1 rRNA gene is annotated in these 3249 nt (G+C 51.2%); it reads right to left on the bottom strand.

Annotated elements, in window-relative coordinates:
* Positions 1-184 precede the first annotated feature (184 nt).
* Positions 185-3076 (bottom strand): 23S ribosomal RNA (locus tag OC71_RS23405).
* Positions 3077-3249 lie beyond the last annotated feature (173 nt).

Raw genomic sequence — 3249 nt, 5'->3', positions numbered from 1 at the left:
CAGGTGGTTCCAACGCTCTATGGTCGTCAAGAAATTCGGGTACTGACTCGTGACCGGTTGGCCTCGCTTCAGCAAATCGGGTATGTGATACAGGTGTTTGTGAGCAGCGCGAACTTTCGGTTCATTGCGTCTTCACACACCGCAATCTGGTCTCTTTCGAGCATTCAGATTGCTTGGGTGTTATATGGTCAAGCCTCACGGGCAATTAGTATTGGTTAGCTCAACGCCTCACAGCGCTTACACACCCAACCTATCAACGTCGTAGTCTTCGACGGCCCTTCAGGGAACTCAAGGTTCCAGTGAGATCTCATCTTGAGGCAAGTTTCCCGCTTAGATGCTTTCAGCGGTTATCTTTCCCGAACATAGCTACCCGGCAATGCCACTGGCGTGACAACCGGAACACCAGAGGTTCGTCCACTCCGGTCCTCTCGTACTAGGAGCAGCCCCTCTCAAATCTCAAACGTCCACGGCAGATAGGGACCGAACTGTCTCACGACGTTCTAAACCCAGCTCGCGTACCACTTTAAATGGCGAACAGCCATACCCTTGGGACCGGCTTCAGCCCCAGGATGTGATGAGCCGACATCGAGGTGCCAAACACCGCCGTCGATATGAACTCTTGGGCGGTATCAGCCTGTTATCCCCGGAGTACCTTTTATCCGTTGAGCGATGGCCCTTCCATACAGAACCACCGGATCACTAAGACCTACTTTCGTACCTGCTCGACGTGTCTGTCTCGCAGTCAAGCGCGCTTTTGCCTTTATACTCTACGACCGATTTCCGACCGGTCTGAGCGCACCTTCGTACTCCTCCGTTACTCTTTAGGAGGAGACCGCCCCAGTCAAACTACCCACCATACACTGTCCTCGATCCGGATAACGGACCTGAGTTAGAACCTCAAAGTTGCCAGGGTGGTATTTCAAGGATGGCTCCACGCGAACTGGCGTCCACGCTTCAAAGCCTCCCACCTATCCTACACAAGCAAATTCAAAGTCCAGTGCAAAGCTATAGTAAAGGTTCACGGGGTCTTTCCGTCTAGCCGCGGATACACTGCATCTTCACAGCGATTTCAATTTCACTGAGTCTCGGGTGGAGACAGCGCCGCCATCGTTACGCCATTCGTGCAGGTCGGAACTTACCCGACAAGGAATTTCGCTACCTTAGGACCGTTATAGTTACGGCCGCCGTTTACCGGGGCTTCGATCAAGAGCTTCGCGTTAGCTAACCCCATCAATTAACCTTCCGGCACCGGGCAGGCGTCACACCCTATACGTCCACTTTCGTGTTTGCAGAGTGCTGTGTTTTTAATAAACAGTCGCAGCGGCCTGGTATCTTCGACCGGCATGAGCTTACGGAGCAAGTCCTTCACCCTCACCGGCGCACCTTCTCCCGAAGTTACGGTGCCATTTTGCCTAGTTCCTTCACCCGAGTTCTCTCAAGCGCCTTGGTATTCTCTACCCAACCACCTGTGTCGGTTTGGGGTACGGTTCCTGGTTATCTGAAGCTTAGAAGCTTTTCTTGGAAGCATGGCATCAACCACTTCGTCACCTGAAAGGTAACTCGTCATCAGCTCTCGGCCTTAAGATCCCGGATTTACCTAAGATCTCAGCCTACCACCTTAAACTTGGACAACCAACGCCAAGCTGGCCTAGCCTTCTCCGTCCCTCCATCGCAATAACCAGAAGTACAGGAATATTAACCTGTTTTCCATCGACTACGCTTTTCAGCCTCGCCTTAGGGACCGACTAACCCTGCGTCGATTAACGTTGCGCAGGAAACCTTGGTCTTTCGGCGTGGGTGTTTTTCACACCCATTGTCGTTACTCATGTCAGCATTCGCACTTCTGATACCTCCAGCAAGCTTCTCAACTCACCTTCACAGGCTTACAGAACGCTCCTCTACCGCATCACTTGCGTGATACCCGTAGCTTCGGTGTATGGTTTGAGCCCCGTTACATCTTCCGCGCAGGCCGACTCGACTAGTGAGCTATTACGCTTTCTTTAAAGGGTGGCTGCTTCTAAGCCAACCTCCTAGCTGTCTAAGCCTTCCCACATCGTTTCCCACTTAACCATAACTTTGGGACCTTAGCTGACGGTCTGGGTTGTTTCCCTTTTCACGACGGACGTTAGCACCCGCCGTGTGTCTCCCATGCTCGGCACTTGTAGGTATTCGGAGTTTGCATCGGTTTGGTAAGTCGGGATGACCCCCTAGCCGAAACAGTGCTCTACCCCCTACAGTGATACATGAGGCGCTACCTAAATAGCTTTCGAGGAGAACCAGCTATCTCCGAGCTTGATTAGCCTTTCACTCCGATCCACAGGTCATCCGCTAACTTTTCAACGGTAGTCGGTTCGGTCCTCCAGTCAGTGTTACCTAACCTTCAACCTGCCCATGGATAGATCGCCCGGTTTCGGGTCTATTCCCAGCGACTAGACGCCCTATTAAGACTCGCTTTCGCTACGCCTCCCCTATTCGGTTAAGCTCGCCACTGAAAATAAGTCGCTGACCCATTATACAAAAGGTACGCAGTCACCCAACAAAGTGGGCTCCCACTGCTTGTACGCATACGGTTTCAGGATCTATTTCACTCCCCTCTCCGGGGTTCTTTTCGCCTTTCCCTCACGGTACTAGTTCACTATCGGTCAGTCAGTAGTATTTAGCCTTGGAGGATGGTCCCCCCATATTCAGACAAAGTTTCTCGTGCTCCGTCCTACTCGATTTCATGACTAAGAGACTTTCGCGTACAGGGCTATCACCCACTATGGCCGCACTTTCCAGAGCGTTCCGCTAATCTCAAAGCCACTTAAGGGCTAGTCCCCGTTCGCTCGCCACTACTAAGGGAATCTCGGTTGATTTCTTTTCCTCAGGGTACTTAGATGTTTCAGTTCCCCTGGTTCGCCTCTTGCACCTATGTATTCAGTACAAGATAACCATCTTGTGATGGCTGGGTTCCCCCATTCAGACATCTCCGGATCAAAGTCTGTTTGCCGACTCCCCGAAGCTTTTCGCAGGCTACCACGTCTTTCATCGCCTCTGACTGCCAAGGCATCCACCGTATGCGCTTCTTCACTTGACCATATAACCCCAAGCAATCTGGTTATACTGTGAAGACGACATTCGCCGAAAATTCGCAAAACTCTTAAGAGTCACTCACAAATTTTACCTTAGCCTGATCCGTTACCAGTGAAAGTAACGTTCAGTCTATCTTTCTATCACATACCCAAATTTTTAAAGAACGATCTAATCAAA

The sequence above is a fragment of the Pseudomonas sp. W15Feb9B genome, from assembly GCF_000828175.1.
GTDB lineage: Bacteria > Pseudomonadota > Gammaproteobacteria > Pseudomonadales > Pseudomonadaceae > Aquipseudomonas > Aquipseudomonas parakoreensis.
This window is presented reverse-complemented; position numbering and strand designations above follow the sequence as displayed.